The sequence below is a fragment of the Proteocatella sp. QWL-06 genome, assembly GCF_058684135.1.
The window spans coordinates 236,726-252,974 of record NZ_CM178755.1 but is presented as its reverse complement, the minus strand read 5'-3'; the positions used below and the strand labels follow the sequence as shown (position 1 = coordinate 252,974).

The following is a 16,249-nucleotide window of genomic DNA, read 5'->3' as shown; positions in this document are numbered from 1 at the left end:
ATCTTATGAAATTTTTTTCAATTTTCGTAAGAATTACAGTCAATACTGTATTTCAGCTTATTCTGCAGCCTTGAGTTCCTGTATTTCTTCTGGCGTCATTTTTGCAACAGTAACCCCAACGTAGCTAAGTACCATTACTACGATAGGCGTAAGGTAATTGAATACCGCCCAAGGAGCGTATGCGAATGTAGAAACGCCAAGTACGCCAAGAAGGAAAGCTCCACATGTGTTCCATGGAACAAGCGCAGATATTATAGTACCTGAAGATTCAAGCGCATTTGAAAGAGTCTTTGGATGAAGTCCTCTGTCTCTGTATGCCTGTGCGTACATTCTTCCTGGAAGAACTATCGCTATATACTGCTCTGGCATTGTCATGTTGCTCAGAAGACATGTAGACATTGTAAGTCCTATAAGTCCCTGATCTGATTTCACGCGCTTTATGAGTTTTTCAACTATTACTTCAAGCTGTCCAGTTCTTTCCATTATACCGCCGAACATCATCGCAAATATAGTAAGCGAGATTGAGTAGAACATGTTTGAAAGCCCTCCTGCAGAAAGCAGCGAGTCTATGACTTCTATTCCTGTAGTGCTCTCATATCCATTGTATCCCACGCTCAGTATGTCTCCAAAGCTTGATCCCTGAAGTACCATTCCAAGTATCGCTCCTGAGATTATTCCAAGGAAGATTCCCGGTATCGCAGGCATTTTCTTAGCTATTGATAGTATTACTATTACTGGCGGCAGAAGCAGCACCGGTGAAAGCCTGAAGCTGTCAGACAGTCCCTGCTTTATTGTCTCAATTGCTCCAAAATCAACATTTTCTGCTCCAAATCTCATTCCTACCACTCCAAAGAACACAAGCGTTATGGCATAAGAGATAAGAGTCGGCTTCATCATGAATTTAACGTGAGTGAATACGTCTGTTCCTGCCATTGCCGGTGCAAGGTTTGTAGTATCAGAAAGCGGTGACATCTTGTCCCCGAAGTATGAACCTGAAATTATTGCTCCTGCTGCAATCGGCGCAGGGATTCCAAGTCCTGTTGCAACTCCCATGAGCGCAACCCCTATAGTTCCTGCTGTTCCCCATGAAGTTCCTGTAGCCAGAGAAGTTATAGAACATATTATAACTGCTGCTACAAGGAATATCTGAGGCGAAAGCACCTTAAGTCCGTAGTATATCATCGTAGGCACGACTCCTGCCTGCAGCCATACCCCGATTAGTACCCCGATTATCGCAAGTATTATTATAGCCTGCATCGCCTGAAGTATCCCCTGGAACATGCTGTCTTCGATTTCTTTCCACTTGTATCCCATCTTTATTGCCATCACAGCGGCAAAAGCTGTTCCTATAAGCATAGGTATGTGTGGGTTAGCTCCATAGACTGCTATTCCTACTGCCATACACAGTATTAGGAATGAAAAAGATAAAATTGCTTCATAAAGATACGGTTTTCTTGCTTCCATAATTCCTCCTGAATTCTTATGTAATTATAAAAAATTAATAACCATGCCCATATATGATGCAATATGCGTGCCAAATATGCTGTTTATAAAATATCAATTTCGGAATTGCCGTTTTTTCAGTAACTTTAGCAATTTTACGTTTTTTTGATATTTTTTTTGCATGTTGAATTAAAGTTTTTTGTGATTCCATTGGAATAATACGTTTTCCAAATTTGAAATAAATTTCCAGTGATTTTGAAATAAATTTCAAATTACCTGATTTCTTCAGTTTACATAGCCTGAAAATTCGAAATTGACCTTATTTTAGTATGAATTTGCTCCTTTTTCATTATATTCTGTGCTTATTATTGATAATATTTTAACCAAAAAATACCTCCGAAATGACTATGTCATCCGAAGGTATTGATTATTCGATTTAATTGTTATAAAAATATCTAGTCCAGATATCCCATTTTCTTTATGAGCTCGGCAGTAAGCAGCGCCCCGCCCGCGGCCCCTCTCAGAGTATTGTGTGACAGACATACGAACTTGTAGTCAAATATCGAATCCTCTCTCAGTCTTCCTATCGTCACTGCCATGCCCTTTTCAAGGTCTCTGTCAAGAACAGGCTGAGGCCTGTTGTCCTCCTCCATGTAGTTAAGGAACTTCTTCGGCGCAAGCGGAAGATCCATATCCTCTATTGCAGTGCTGTAGTTTGCCCAGCTTTCAAGGATCTGCTCCCTGGAAGGTTTTTTTGCAAACTTTACCGCTACGGTCGCCATATGGCCATCAAGTACAGAAACCCTTATGCACTGAGCGCTTATAGCCGGTTTCGAGGCATTTACTATCTTTCCGTCTTTTACCTGTGCCCATATCTTGAGAGGCTCTTTCTCGCTTTTTTCTTCCTCTCCTCCGATGTAAGGAATTACATTTCCAATCATCTCCGGCCACTGCTCAAACGTCTTACCGCTTCCGGAGATAGCCTGATATGTGCTGACGATAACCTGTTCAGGCTCAAACTCCTTCAGGGCGTCAAGCGCCGGAACATAGCTCTGGATCGAGCAGTTGGGCTTTGCAACTATGAAGCCTCTTTCTGTGCCCAGCCTTTTCTTCTGTACATAAAGTATGTCCAGCTGATCTTTGTTTATTTCCGGGATAAGTACCGGAACATCTGGCGTCCACCTGTTTGCAGAGTTGTTTGAGACTACTATGATCTCCTTTTTCGCATAAGCCTCTTCTATCTTCACTATTGACTCAGAGTCCAGGTCAAGCGCGCAAAGCACGAGCTCCACACCTTGTGCTACGGCTTCGATATCGCTTACGTCCTCTACCACCATATCTTTTGCATAAGCAGGAATCTGCGAATCCAGCTTCCACTTGCCTTCTACTGCCTCTGAATATTTCTTTCCCTTTGAATTGGGACTTGCCGCAAGCACCTTCACATCGAAGTAAGGATGATCCTCAAGCAAAGTAAGGAATCTCTGCCCTACCATTCCTGTTGCGCCAAGCACTGCTATATTAGTTTTTTTCATTTTCATTCCCTCTCTGCCCTTCTATAGTTTTTCAGCTATCGCGAATATGTCGCTCACCACGGCGCTCGCTGTCGGCCTCGATCCGGCTCCGGCTCCCTGAAGCATTATCTCTCCTGCATTGTCGCAGTCTATATATACCGCATTCATCGCTCCGTCCACGTTTGCCAGCGGATGCTTCGTGCTTATCTCAACAGGCGATACGGAAACATTGACGCTGTCTCCTTCTCTATGAGCCTGCGCTATGAATTTTACCGTGCTCCCATTTGCCTTTGCTTTCTCAATGTCTGCCACGCTAACTCCGGTTATTCCTGTCCTGCTGATCTGATCAGGCTCTGGCATTATTCCAAATGCGAGCTTTGACAGTATCGCAATCTTGTACATCGCATCAAAGCCCTCCACATCAGATGTAGGATCTGCTTCTGCAAATCCGAGCTCCTGAGCTTTTTTCAGTGCGTCTTCAAAGCTCTGTCCCTCATTTGCCATCTTGCTTAGAATATAGTTGGTGGTTCCGTTTATTATGCCGGAGATCTTCCTGATGTCATTTGCGACAAGAGAATCCTGGATTACTCTTATGACTGGTATTGTCCCGGCGACGCTGGCCTCATACATGAATGCTGCTCCGCTTTTCTTTGCCTGATCTTCTATGCTCCCGCCTGACATAGCTATCGCCATCTTGTTGGCGGTAACGACATGTTTTCCGGCATCTATGGCCTGCTTCATGTACTTCGTGGCAGGCTCCTGCCCTCCGATCAGCTCCACTACTATCTTTATTTCGGGGTCGTTTATTATATCCTCATAATCTGCTGTAAGCAGGCTCTTGTCAGCGCCATAGTCCTTTTCAGTATCTCTTACCAGTATACGGCTTATCTCTATGCATTTTTCCTCACCGGTCTTTTCGTAAAGCTTCTGGCTGAGCTGGTCTTTCTTTTCTTCCAGAATGCTCTTTACTCCGCTCCCTACTGTGCCCAGTCCGAGCAGCGCGATTTTGACTCTCTTCATGTTAATTTCCTCCCTTTATTATTGTTCCCGTATCTTCCGGCTTGTTGGTATTCTTTATGTTTATAGGTATGTCTGCCTTGGCTACCGGCCTGATTGCATCCGGATGATAAACCTGAGCTCCGTTCTTTGTGATGTCAAGAAGCTGAGTGTATGTCATGGAGTCTATTGTCATCGCATCCTTCTGCTTCTTCGGATCCGCTGTCATGACTCCGCTTACGTCTGTCCAGTTTTCATACATGTCTGCGCTTATTCCGTTTGCTATTATGGACCCTGTGATGTCAGATCCCCCTCTTTCAAAAGTCTTTATCTCCCCTCTGTGGCCTGATCCGTAAAAACCGGGTATCACTACCTTGTCCTCAGGAGATATCTTTCTTCTTATTTCTGAATATGTCTTTTCTTCATCAAGTTTTCCATCTTCATCAAAGAATATCAGATCTGCTGAATCTATAAAGTCATATCCCAGATAATCTGCCATTATAACCGCACTCAGGTATTCTCCCCTGCTTATCATGAAATCCCTGTCCTTTGCGGCTCTCAGCTGCTCAGCTACCGACTTTATCTCGCGCTTCGGCTTTCCGGATACGCCCAGGTCTTCACATATTTCCTCAAACCTGTCCTCTATCTGATGGATTACCTGCTCTTTTTCCTTCGTGAGCGAGAATTCCTTCTTCTGCAGCTCTCTTATCTGTTCTTTGACAGTTTCCTTAACGCTCTGGATGTTGTGGGCATAACCTAGCATATCTGTCACCTTCACGTCTCCGTCATACCTCTTTCCAGGGGCTGATACCACTATATAGCTCCTGTCATCCTGGGACAGGATGATGTCCTTTACCTTGTTGAACTGCGATGCGTCTGCCAGTGAGGTCCCCCCAAACTTGGCCACTACTTTTTTGGTTATATTGTCTATGTCAAATGGAGTCTCCTGATATACACAGTAATTGAGCCAGTTGCTGAAAAGAAGGTTCCCATGAGATTTCCACCTTACCATTATTCCCTGCTCCGGATCATCGTTTCTGTAGTAGTTCGCCGGCACGTCTACTGGCGTGCCTTTTGCAAGGTCTCTTCTGTATTCCCTGTCAATCGTGTCTTCATCATACTCACTGTGTCCCGACACGAATATGAGTCTGTTATCTCTGGTTGCGGCTATGTGCACTCCAGCTTCATCCGATCTGGCTATTATCTCAAGGTCCTCTATCTTCTGTATATCTTCTTCTCTGCAGTAGGTGTATCTTGACTGCGGAGCATAAAAGAACCTGTCGAACCCTCTTGTAAGGACGCTGTCTGCCACAACTTCATTTTCATATACCCCGGACAGCTTTTTATCCATCTGGTGCTTCTCTATACCGTAATAGTGATACATCGCTGCCTGGGAGGCCCAGCATATGAACATCGTGGAATAGACGTGCTCTCTCGCATAATCCATTATTTCCTTAAGCTCTTCCCAGTAGCTCACCTGCCTGTAATCAAGCTTTTCAACCGGAGCTCCCGTAACTATCATGGCGTCATACTTGCTTCCTCTTATCTCATCAAAGGTCTTGTAGAATTTTTCAAGATGCTCTCTGCTTGTATTTTTGCTTTCATGAGAGCTTGTCCTTATGAGATCCACATTTACCTGAAGCGCTGTATTTGAAAGCATCCTCAGAAGCTGCGTCTCAGTCTCTATCTTCGTCGGCATGAGGTTTATTATAGCTACCCTTAGAGGCCTTATGTCCTGAGTCTGGGCTCTGGTTTCGTTCATTACGAAAATCTTTTCTTTATTCAATATCTCTTTTGCTGGCAAATCATATGGTATTAATACTGGCACGTCTTCTCACCTCTTCTGTTTATTCTGTTGCCTGTTATGCTCTAAGCGCCTGATCCAGGTCTGCAAGAATGTCGTCTATGTTCTCTATCCCTACTGACAGCCTTATCATGTCGGGCTTTATCCCTGCCTTGATCTGCTGTTCCTGCGAAAGCTGTCTGTGAGTCATGCTTGCCGGATGGAGCACGTGTGTCCTTATGTCACCCACGTGAACTACAAGGCTTGCAAGCTCAAGGCTGTCAATGAATTTCTTTCCGGATTCAACTCCACCCTTTACTCCAAATGCGATTATTCCGCTGGCTCCTCCAGGAAGATATTTTCTGGCAAGATCAAAGCTCTGCGATGATTCCAGAAGCGGGTAGTTTACCCATGAAACATTTGGATGGCTCTCAAGAAATCTTGCCGCAGCAAGCGCATTGCTGCTGTGTCTCTCCATCCTTAGCGCAAGAGTCTCTACTCCGAGATTTGTAAGGAATGCATTGAAAGGGCTCATTGTACTTCCCATGTCTCTGAGAAACGCTACTCTGGCCTTCGTGATGTAGGCTGCTGCTCCAAATTTTTCTGTATAGCTTAGTCCATGATAGCTCGGATCCGCTTCTGTAAGGTGAGGGAATTTTCCACTCGACTTCCAGTCGAATTTTCCACTGTCAACAATTATCCCGCCAACGCTTGTAGCATGTCCGTCAATATATTTTGTAGTCGAGTGAGTGACAATGTCTGCGCCAAACTCAAACGGCCTGCAAAGATATGGCGTTGCAAAAGTATTGTCGATCACTAGAGGTATACTGTTCTCATGTGCTATTTCTGCTATTCTTTGTATGTCCAGCACATCTACCCCCGGATTTCCTATCGTCTCTCCGAATATAAGCTTCGTGTTTGCCTGTATTTTTGAAGATATCTCTCTGTCATCAGCTCTGTGATCGACGAAGGTAACCTCTATGCCCATCTTTTTGAGCGTCGAAGTGAAAAGAGTGAATGTCCCGCCGTACAGGTTCGACATCGCCAGTACATGCTCTCCTGCGTTGCATATAGTCAGGATGGCTATAAGATTTGCCGCCTGTCCTGAAGAAGTTGCCATAGCACCAACGCCGCCTTCCATTTCGGCAATCTTCTTTTCGAGAGCCTCCACCGTAGGATTGCTTATTCTTGAATACATGTGACCTGCCGCCTCAAGATCGAACAGCTTTGCCACCTCGTCTGCCTCGTCATATTTATATGTCGTTGACTGGAATATCGGAAGTATTCTTGGTTCTCCGTTTTTTGGCTCATAGCCTCCCTGTATGCAGATTGTTTCCTGTGCATATTTTTTCATTTTAGTTTCCACCTTTCTGTGACTTTTATTTTATATTGTTTCATTCCGTGCAGCTAAAATATGGTATAAAAAAGCCACACTCTTATAAGTGCGGCTATAGTATATATCTATCAGGCTACACTTATCTTTCAGACATAATGCCTGCTGGAATTAGCACTAGCTTTCGCTTTGCCGGGTTTCTAAGGGCCAGTCCCTCCACCACTCTTGATAAGTTTGTTTTTTCTGGGTATTCAATTGTATTTGTTTCAACATCGTTTTTACTATAATACTATAGTTCTCCAAATATTGCAAACAGTTTTTTATTAAATTATTTTTATAGTTTAGAAATAATCGTTAAATTCCGACATCTTTTACGGATATGAAATCATAGCCTGAGTTGCTGCTTCCCTTTAAATAAACGATTGCCCATCTATTTGAATCGGGTAATATAAATCCGTTATAGCTTATGTTGATGCCCGAAATATATTCAGTAAAAAATTTTTCAATCTCGGCTTTTTCTCTCAGAACCTTTACAGATTCCTTTACATCTACAGTCTGTGGATAATCTGGTTTTGCACTGGCAGAGTCATCATATGAATACAGCTCTATATATTCAACCATGTCCTCAGAAAAATCCGTTTCTATGCGGTATCCGAGTGACGCCAGTACGCTCAGCGTCTTTATATATTCCCTGAAGACAGGAACCTCTATCCGCCTCTGTGAATCCTGAGCATATCTGCCCTTTATATCATCCTGAACGAAAAATGTGAGCAGCGCTACAGGACTGTTGTTTTTCAGCTTTGAGGAGCTCATGTTTATAAGATCATTCTGAGCCGCGCTCAGGAGCGCTTTCATTTTTTCACTGCCTCTTATTTCAGATTCATAGGAATTCTTGTTATCCGGATTCACAAAACCCGGAAACTCAGCTGTCGCCTTTATTATCTCCTCTGGTTTTAAGCTCATCAGAGGATAGTATCTGTATTTGAATTCCGAAGTATCGTAAATATCTGCAAATACCTCAAGCGCGGATGCAGCAGGGGCATGGCTGTAGTACCTCGTAAGACTCTTTCCGTCCTTCAGATTATATTTCACCGCCAACTGGAAATGATCGCCTGATACAAAATTCTTGTCTGACTCATGTTTTTCCTGATTTTTAACCGAAATTTCTGCGATTTCCGTTACCGCCTTTATCGTATCCGGATTTGAAAGCCTTATGCTCTCCATTCTGTCAATCTCATCATAATCAGCCAGATTGTAGCTCGCATAAGAGTCAAAGCTCACTGGATTTATGGACACGGATTCGATGCTGCCCGTCTCAGGTATCCTCATGTCATAGCCTGCTACGTCTCTGTCCATTACGAGAAATGCGATCGCAAGCGCGCACATCAGTATGACAAGCTTTCCCTTATTGCGAAATATGCGCTTCATGTCAAAGCTGAGAAGGCATTCCAGTATGCAGTGGCCTACAAAGCCGCTGAATACAAGTCCGAATATCATCCAGCTTCGGCCCTGGCCAACCTCATTGAATATAAGACCCCCAGCCATGGTTCCTGCCGTAAGTACCATATATTTAACGGTTTCAAGAAGCCTGTTTCTTATTATCGATTTCCCTGCTGATTCTGATGGCCTCAGGTTGAATATATATACATTGAGGAGTATTATGCAGGCAAGAACAAGCACGTTTGCGGTCATAGTAAAGCTGAAGCTCTCCATTTCCATGAAAAGGCTCGTTACGGGTGAAAGATTCATGATAAGGTCATCAGTAAATACTGCCCTAGCATAGAAGGTACTGAAGAAGAATTTCATGTATTCGCTGAAAAGCACCAGGAACAGCTGAACATACTCAAGGATAACGAATGTCATCAGCACGTGTATGAGCCTGGTTCCAGTGATCAGCCCTGCCAGTATGCTCACAGAGAAGATAAGGTTGAAGTATACCGTATTCATGACAAAGTTCCTCAGCAGCTCCAGATAATCGATATCGGCGCCAAAGCCTATGACAGAAATCACTGCTGCTGCAAGGAATAGATTCCCAAGATATATTATGACAAAGCTTATATTCCCCGCAAGGAAATTGCTGAGAAATATCCTTGTCCTGCTCACAGGAAGCGAGTGGTAGAGATCCACCTGTTTTTTTGAATGCATGTAGGAATAGAATGCCCATCCCATTACAAGCGCCGCTATTATGAGCGTAACCTTGAAAATCATGTTTTGCTGACCGAGTATCCTTGTGACATACTCTGCCGCCTGCTCCCTGCTGGCATATTTTTCTCCAATATCGGAAACAAATCTCTGAAATATAAGTGCAGCCTGGATTGGAAACGTAAACAGACAGCTTACAAGAAACAATGCGCTTACCCATATATTCTGAACAAGCCTGTCCTTTACCATCTTAAGGCTAAAGTATAATCGATTTGATATCATAACCGGCAACCTCCGTCTCTGTAATGAATATTTCCTCAAGCGACAGAGGCAGCACCTCATAGAAAAGAGGCTTCATGCTTTCAATCCTGCTTACCAGGTCCTTGCTGTTTCCCTTTGAAACGACTGTATAAAGCGATGCCCTTCTGTCAAGCTTCAGGATTTCTATGCCTTTTTCCTCAAAATCCGATTTTTCCAGATCCTTGTTGAAAACGCACTGCAGCTTCTGGAGCTCAAGCTTCATCTCGATGATGTCCTTGGAAAGAAGCACCCCTCCCTTGTGCAGAAGCCCCACGTGGTCGCAGATGTCTTCAAGCTCCCTCAGGTTGTGAGATGCTATTACAGGAGTTATCCCTCTGTTCTTTATGTCCTCTCTCAGGAGGCTCTTTACTGCCTGCCTTGCTACCGGATCTAGTCCGTCAAATGTTTCGTCACAGAGAATATAGTCAGTCATGCTGCACAGTCCAAGGATCACGGAAAGCTGCTTCTTCATTCCCTTTGAGAAAGTATCCGTTTTTCTTGAAGGATCAAGGTCAAAATCGTTCATCAGCTTCCTGAATCTGTCCTTCGAGAAATTCTTATAGAAAAAAGAATAGAACTCCATCATTTCAAGTGGCGTAGAGTTTTTGATGAAGTACTGCTCATCAGATATGTAGAAAACCTTCTGTTTTATTGCAGTATTTTCATATACAGGGTGCTCTTCAAGCAGTATGCTGCCGCAGTCTGGCTTGATTATCCCGCTTATTATTCTCATGAGCGTGGATTTTCCGGCTCCATTTGAGCCCACCAGCCCGAATATGGATTCTGGCCTGATATTCAGTGTTATATTGTCCAAAGCCTTTATATCATCAAATTTCTTTGATACATTGCATATTTCGATCAACTTATTCAAGCTCCTTTCATATAGTCATACATTTTAATTATAACATAAGAAACTTGATAATATGGATTTAAGATAAAAAAAGGGACGTCCCTTTCAGATATTGTCTGAAGGAAAATCCCTTTAAAAAGCTGCTATTTCTGTAAAGCTGCAATATACTCAGATTCAAGCGAATCCACAAGCTCTTTTACGCTCATTATCCTGTCCACTCTCCATGCATTTGCGCCTGCAAACGAGAAGCCGTTCTGGAGCTTTCCCTTATACGCATTTATGAGCGCCAGGGCTATGCAGTATTCACTCTGCTCTCTTTTGCATGTGACTATACAGTGGTATGGGCATTTGGCCGGAGTCCTGCTTCCCTGTTTTACCTGATCTATAAAGTCGTTGTGCACAGCCCTTCCAGGCAGCCCAACCGGACTCTTTATCAGCTGAATATCTGACTCCTCGGCGTTTATATACATCTCCTTGAACTTTATGTCCGCATCGCATTCATGAGTCGCTACAAATCTTGTACCCATCTGCACGCCGTCTGCTCCAAGATTGAGAATCCTCTTTATATCTTCTCCTGAATAAACCCCTCCGCCAGCTATGAGCGGAATCTTTCTTCCCAGAGTCTTCTCCATGTTTCTGAGCTCCTCTACCACTGGTACGATAAGTTTTTCAAGGCTGAATTCAGCATCTTCGACCTGATCGTTTGAAAATCCGAGATGGCCTCCAGCCATCGGGCCTTCAAGCACAAAGCCATCTGGAATGTAATTATACTTGTCAATCCACTTCTTCGTTATGACTTTAAGCGCTCTGACAGAAGATATTATAGGTATAAGCTTCGTCTTTGAAGAAGCGTCCTTGAGTGAAGGCAGATTAAGCGGCAGACCAGCCCCTGCGAATATTATGTCTATGCCCTCTTCAATGGCAGACTTTGCAAGCTCGTCAAAATTTCTTGCCGCCACCATTATATTTACGCCTATTATTCCGTTTGTAAGTTCTCTGGCTTTCCTGATTATTTTTCTGAGAGCCCTGTTGTTTGCACTTATATAATCCGTGCCAAAGTCAGGTTCATCCATTCCTATTCCTGCTGCTGAAATAACTCCTATTCCACCTTCATTTGCAACCGCAGACGCAAGTCCTGAAAGTGATATACCTATTCCCATTCCTCCCTGAACAATCGGAGTCTCTGCGACAAGCTCTCCTATCTTAAGTGATTTTCCATTCCATCTCTGCATTTCATTCTCCTCATATAAGGCTTACTCTACATCTGTAAAGCCCGTTTTTTATTAGACTTTTATATACTGTCTATTTAAAAGCTTTGATTACAAAGCTTTTTGTTCTATATTTAGTCAACATATCCAGTATATCACAATTAAAATCCTACTTCAATATCAAATAAAAAAACCGCCACAGATTTCTGTGACGGCCGCATATGGCTATATCCTTTCAACAGGCCTGAATCCATACGATTTTGTGAATTTCATGTTATGCCTGAATTCCTGAAGTATGTCCAGGGGAGTTATTTTTGATTTTTCTGCGATTTCCAGCCTGTCTCTTTCAAACTCGACTGAAAGTACAGTAACCCGCTCTTTTTTTGATATCAGTTCATTTATATAATTGTCCACTATGTGTACAACAGTTTTTTCTACCGGAAGCAGTGCAAACATGTCCTTTGCAATCCTTATAGCTGAACTTGCTATATGTATGCTTATGAGCTCATTATGCTGAGATTTGCTGAGATTAGTCTTCTGAAGCCTTCCTGTCTTTGAAAGCGAGAGACTGAAAAAAGGAACTGCACCTGCTGAGTCTGCTACATATTCAACGTGCATCGTGTCGGATGAATTGGATCCAAATTCAAAATCTACTCCAAATTCAAGAAGATCATCCAGAGGTCTCAGCTCATTTATGACTTCAAAATATGCGTCTATATTTCCTTTAAGAACTTCACCCGCAAGATCCACAAGACTTCTCCATCCATTGTATGTCTCTTCGTCCGCTTCCATTGCTTTGAGCAGTTCTTCTTTCATGGAAGCCATTTTCTTTTCAAGCCTTGATTTAAAGATTTTTTCCGATGCAGAAGGCACATAGCCGTCAATTTTTTCCTTCACTTTAAGCGCTTTTGGGCCAAGTGCATTTATATTGAAGGGCTGCGGGCTGTTATAGACATATTTCCAGTCTATCCTTTCATCAGATCTCCTGTGCATGCCCGTAACAGCATCCATAAGCTCATGATATTCGTTTACTGCCGCTTTTGCATCTCCTCTGAATTCCTCAATGTTTCCACTGAGTATTTCCCTTAAAAATACATTATCTGTCTTATTCTTTTCACTTATGTTCATTATTCTTCTAAGGCCTTCACTTCCAAAATTGAAATCCTGTGCGATTTCTCCGATATCCGGCTCTACACCTTTTGAAACTGTAAAGCTTTTTCTGAATCTCAATCCCATTTTAGTTTCCTTTCAAGCTTATCCGTAAATACAATCTAAAAAAAAAGCACTTGAGGTATCCTCAGGTGCTTCTTTAATTGGCTGCGTCCTACTTTCCCAGGAGGCTGCCCTCCAAGTATTATCAGCGATGCAGGGCTTAACTTCTGTGTTCGGAATGGGAACAGGTGTATCTCCTACTCTATTGCAACCATATTAATTTGGATGGATGTACCATCAAAACTGCATGCCAATCTAAAGCTTCGCTTCTTTTTTCTTCCAGGTAAATTTTGGTCAAGTCCTCGATCTATTAGTACTCATAAGCTGCATGCATTACTGCACTTCCACCTTGAGCCTATCAACCACGTAGTCTTCATGGGATCTTACTCCTTACGGATGGGAAATCTTATCTTAAGGGTGGCTTCGTGCTTAGATGCCTTCAGCACTTATCCATTCCGCACATAGCTATCCAGCTGTGCCACTGGCGTGACAACTGGTGCACCAGAGGTGCGTCCAACCCGGTCCTCTCGTACTAAGGTCAGCTCCTCTCAAATTTCCTACGCCTGCGACGGATAGGGACCGAACTGTCTCACGACGTTCTGAACCCAGCTCGCGTACCACTTTAATGGGCGAACAGCCCAACCCTTGGGACCTACTACAGCCCCAGGATGTGATGAGCCGACATCGAGGTGCCAAACCTCCCCGTCGATGTGGACTCTTGGGGGAGATCAGCCTGTTATCCCCAGGGTAGCTTTTATCCGTTGAGCGATGGCCCTTCCACTCGGTACCACCGGATCACTAAGCCCGACTTTCGTCCCTGCTCGACCTGTATGTCTTGCAGTCAAGCTCCCTTTTGCCTTTACACTCTTCGCACGATTTCCGACCGTGCTGAGGGAACCTTTGGGCGCCTCCGTTACTCTTTAGGAGGCGACCGCCCCAGTCAAACTGCCCGCCAAGCAGTGTCCCAGACGAGGATTCACTCGTCGTGGTTAGAACTCAAACAATACAAGGGTGGTATCCCAACGGCGGCTCCAACGAGACTGACGTCCCATCTTCTTAGCCTCCCACCTATCCTGTACATGTATTGCCTAAATTCAATGCTAAGCTACAGTAAAGCTCCATGGGGTCTTTCCGTCCTGTCGCAGGTACCCGGCATCTTCACCGGGACTACAATTTCACCGAGTCTGTTGTTGAGACAGTGCCCAAATCGTTACGCCTTTCGTGCGGGTCGGAACTTACCCGACAAGGAATTTCGCTACCTTAGGACCGTTATAGTTACGGCCGCCGTTTACTGGGGCTTAAGTTCACTGCTTCGATTGCTCTGACAGATCCCCTTAACCTTCCAGCACCGGGCAGGCGTCAGCCCCTATACTTCACCTTGCGGTTTTGCAGAGACCTATGTTTTTGGTAAACAGTCGCTTGGGCCTATTCTCTGCGGCCTGATTTCTCAGGCACCCCTTCTCCCGAAGTTACGGGGTAATTTTGCCGAGTTCCTTAACAACAGTTCTCTCGCTGGCCTTAGGATTCTCTCCTCACCCACCTGTGTCGGTTTGCGGTACGGGCACCTTGATCTAACTAGAGGCTTTTCCTGACAGCGTGAAATCGCAGACTTCGTTACTTAATTTCACTCCCCGTCACGCCTTGGCATTGTACCTGTGGATTTGCCTGCAGGTACTGCCTTGACGCTTGGACGCGCATAACCAACAGCGCGCTTCTGCTATCCTTCTGTGTCACCCCATTGCTCAAACGATCTTTGGTGGTACGGGAATCTACACCCGTTGTCCATCACCTACGCCTTTCGGCCTCGGCTTAGGCCCCGACTAACCCTGAGAGGACGAACCTTCCTCAGGAAACCTTGGGTTTTCGGCCTGGGGGATTCTCACCCCCATCTCGCTACTCATGCCAACATTCTCACTCGTATACTGTCCACTGCTCCTTACGGTACAGCTTCAGCCTGTATACGACGCTCTCCTACCACTCTCCTTACGGAGAATCCGTAGCTTCGGTAATATGTTTGAGCCCCGGTAATTTTCGGCGCGGGACCACTCGACCAGTGAGCTATTACGCACTCTTTAAATGAGTGGCTGCTTCTAAGCCAACATCCTGGTTGTCTGTGCAATCCCACATCCTTTTCCACTTAACATATATTTTGGGACCTTAGCTGACGGTCTGGGCTGTTACCCTCTTGACCATGGACCTTATCACCCATAGTCTGACTGCCGAGTATGATGTACGGGCATTCGGAGTTTGATAGTCTTCGGTAACCCAAAGGGCCCCTAGGACATTCAGTGCTCTACCTCCCGCAATCTTAACCTCGACGCTAGCCCTAAAGCTATTTCGGAGAGAACCAGCTATCTCCAGGCTCGATTGGAATTTCACCGCTATCCACAGTTCATCCCCGCACTTTTCAACGTGCGTGGGTTCGGTCCTCCATTTCCGATTAAGGAAACTTCAACCTGACCATGGATAGGTCGCCTGGTTTCGGGTCTGCAGCATTGAACTTTCGCCCTGTTAAGACTCGCTTTCGCTACGGCTTCGGACCAGAAGTCCTTAACCTTGCTCAATACCGCAACTCGTTGGCCCGTTCTACAAAAAGTACGCAGTCACACATTAACGTGCTCCTACAGCTTGTAAGCATAAGGTTTCAGGTTCTATTTCACTCCCCTCCCGGGGTTCTTTTCACCTTTCCCTCACGGTACTATTCTCTATCGGTCGCCAGGTAGTATTTAGCCTTAGGGGGTGGTCCCCCTATCTTCCCACAAGGTTTCACGTGTCTCGTGGTACTCTGGATACACCTGGAAGTCTTCTCATTTCGTTTACGGGGCTGTTACCCTCTGCGGCGGCTCTTTCCAAAGCTCTTCTACTATGATACCTCTATTCCATGATGGTGTCCAAAACCCCTGACCGGAAAACCGATCAGGTTTAGGCTGTTCCCCTTTCGCTCGCCGCTACTTAGGGAATCGAGTTTTCTTTCTTTTCCTCCGGGTACTTAGATGTTTCAGTTCTCCGGGTTCCCCTCACTGCACTATGTATTCATGCAGAGATATACAGGCATTACCCTGTATGAGTTTCCTCATTCGGAAATCTTCGGATCGAAGGTTGCTTGCACCTCCCCGAAGCTTATCGCAGCTTACCACGTCCTTCATCGGCTCCTGGCGCCAAGGCATCCACCTTACGCTCTTAATAACTTGACCTATATAAATCAATATTTGCTATGCAAATTTTGGTTTCTCTTTATGGGACTCTCACCCGCTCTCGGCTTTCGCCGTCTTTAAATCTATTGATGATTTTGCAATCAACTTAAGAATTGTTGTTAAAAATAATAGATATTTTTAACTGTTTTGTTTTTTTCTCGATGAAATTACAGTTTGTGTTACCTTCGACGGATTTCAGACCTACATAACTTTATCAACTTTTAGGGTGATTAGTATATTTGTATTTCTTTCTTCGTCTTTGCGTATCATCTGTAAT

9 protein-coding genes, 2 rRNA genes and 1 riboswitch are annotated in these 16,249 nt (G+C 44.4%); all 11 genes read right to left on the bottom strand.

Going from position 1 to position 16,249, the window contains the following annotated elements:
* Positions 1 to 57: 57 nt before the first annotated feature.
* On the bottom strand, positions 58 to 1,464 hold the full coding sequence (nhaC, locus tag AC4PGZ_RS01170; protein ID WP_492159265.1) for a Na+/H+ antiporter NhaC: 1,407 nt from the start codon (positions 1,462 to 1,464) through the stop codon (positions 58 to 60).
* Positions 1,465 to 1,898: 434 nt separating this feature from the next.
* Entirely contained in the window at positions 1,899 to 2,975 is a 1,077-nt protein-coding gene (gene asd / locus AC4PGZ_RS01165; protein WP_492159264.1) for an aspartate-semialdehyde dehydrogenase, read from the bottom strand.
* Positions 2,976 to 2,996: 21 nt separating this feature from the next.
* The gene (locus AC4PGZ_RS01160; protein WP_492159263.1) at positions 2,997 to 3,974 is read right to left on the bottom strand and encodes a homoserine dehydrogenase; all 978 of its coding nucleotides are present in this window, start codon (positions 3,972 to 3,974) and stop codon (positions 2,997 to 2,999) included.
* 1 nt (position 3,975) lies between these two features.
* Positions 3,976 to 5,778, bottom strand: coding sequence for a homoserine O-acetyltransferase MetA (gene metA, locus AC4PGZ_RS01155; RefSeq protein ID WP_492159262.1), 1,803 nt, complete (start codon positions 5,776 to 5,778; stop codon positions 3,976 to 3,978).
* Positions 5,779 to 5,812: 34 nt separating this feature from the next.
* Complete coding sequence (locus AC4PGZ_RS01150) at positions 5,813 to 7,087, bottom strand: O-acetylhomoserine aminocarboxypropyltransferase/cysteine synthase family protein (protein ID WP_492159261.1); 1,275 nt, start codon at positions 7,085 to 7,087, stop codon at positions 5,813 to 5,815.
* A gap of 118 nt (positions 7,088 to 7,205) precedes the next feature.
* Positions 7,206 to 7,301: riboswitch (SAM riboswitch) on the bottom strand.
* A gap of 119 nt (positions 7,302 to 7,420) precedes the next feature.
* A complete protein-coding gene (locus tag AC4PGZ_RS01145; protein ID WP_492159260.1) occupies positions 7,421 to 9,490 on the bottom strand; it encodes a DUF6449 domain-containing protein in 2,070 nt (689 codons plus the stop codon).
* Positions 9,465 to 10,379 (bottom strand): ABC transporter ATP-binding protein, encoded by a 915-nt coding sequence (locus tag AC4PGZ_RS01140; protein WP_492159259.1) that lies wholly within the window; start codon positions 10,377 to 10,379, stop codon positions 9,465 to 9,467. Before AC4PGZ_RS01140 ends, AC4PGZ_RS01145 begins: the two co-directional genes overlap by 26 nt.
* Before the next feature lie 122 nt (positions 10,380 to 10,501).
* Positions 10,502 to 11,590, bottom strand: coding sequence for an NAD(P)H-dependent flavin oxidoreductase (locus tag AC4PGZ_RS01135; protein ID WP_492159258.1), 1,089 nt, complete (start codon positions 11,588 to 11,590; stop codon positions 10,502 to 10,504).
* A gap of 201 nt (positions 11,591 to 11,791) precedes the next feature.
* Positions 11,792 to 12,802, bottom strand: a complete 1,011-nt coding sequence (locus AC4PGZ_RS01130) for a hypothetical protein (protein WP_492159257.1) — start codon at positions 12,800 to 12,802, stop codon at positions 11,792 to 11,794.
* Between the two features lie 75 nt (positions 12,803 to 12,877).
* Positions 12,878 to 12,994: ribosomal RNA gene (gene rrf / locus AC4PGZ_RS01125) — 5S ribosomal RNA — on the bottom strand.
* Positions 12,995 to 13,068: 74 nt separating this feature from the next.
* A 23S ribosomal RNA gene (locus AC4PGZ_RS01120) occupies positions 13,069 to 15,972 on the bottom strand.
* Between the last annotated feature and the right edge of the window lie 277 nt (positions 15,973 to 16,249).

What these genes read in the sequence shown, in the direction of transcription:
- AC4PGZ_RS01160 (WP_492159263.1), bottom strand. Translation starts at nt 3,974, where the DNA reads ATGAAGAGAGTCAAAATCGCGCTGCTCGGACTGGGCACAGTAGGGAGC.
- AC4PGZ_RS01130 (WP_492159257.1), bottom strand. Translation starts at nt 12,802, where the DNA reads ATGGGATTGAGATTCAGAAAAAGCTTTACAGTTTCAAAAGGTGTAGAG.
- asd (WP_492159264.1), bottom strand. Translation starts at nt 2,975, where the DNA reads ATGAAAAAAACTAATATAGCAGTGCTTGGCGCAACAGGAATGGTAGGG.
- AC4PGZ_RS01145 (WP_492159260.1), bottom strand. Translation starts at nt 9,490, where the DNA reads ATGATATCAAATCGATTATACTTTAGCCTTAAGATGGTAAAGGACAGG.
- AC4PGZ_RS01150 (WP_492159261.1), bottom strand. Translation starts at nt 7,087, where the DNA reads ATGAAAAAATATGCACAGGAAACAATCTGCATACAGGGAGGCTATGAG.
- AC4PGZ_RS01135 (WP_492159258.1), bottom strand. Translation starts at nt 11,590, where the DNA reads ATGCAGAGATGGAATGGAAAATCACTTAAGATAGGAGAGCTTGTCGCA.
- nhaC (WP_492159265.1), bottom strand. Translation starts at nt 1,464, where the DNA reads ATGGAAGCAAGAAAACCGTATCTTTATGAAGCAATTTTATCTTTTTCA.